Source organism: Aeromonas sp. Prich7-2 (assembly GCF_017939255.1).
Lineage (GTDB): Bacteria > Pseudomonadota > Gammaproteobacteria > Enterobacterales > Aeromonadaceae > Aeromonas > Aeromonas caviae.
Map to the genome: position 1 here is coordinate 1 of NZ_JAGKRI010000356.1, position 293 is coordinate 293.

At 60.1% G+C, this 293-nt stretch carries 1 protein-coding gene; it reads left to right on the top strand.

Annotation, left to right across the window (positions count from 1 at the left end):
- Window positions 1–293: transposase (locus J9892_RS25295; RefSeq protein ID WP_210539112.1), on the top strand; the 293-nt coding region annotated here is incomplete at both ends.

Consider the following 293-nt stretch of genomic DNA (forward strand, 5'->3'; position numbering starts at 1 on the left):
CCTTCGCGGTGCACCGGCGTCTGGCGGCTGACTTTCCCGGCCGGTTCAAGACCATCAGTCCGGCGGCTATCGAGTGCCATATGACCATGTCTCTGTCGGAGCAGAGCCCACTGTGCATGAGTGTGTCTGCCGATACCGCAGGGGAGGGGCAATTTCTCCCTGAGGCTCACAAGCTGGCCAACTGCCTGCTGCTGGCTGACGCGGGTTACATTGACAGGGCCTGGTTTGAGCAGGTGAACGACGCTGGCGGATTTTATCTGGTGCGAGGAACGCAAAGCCTGAACCCCAAGATA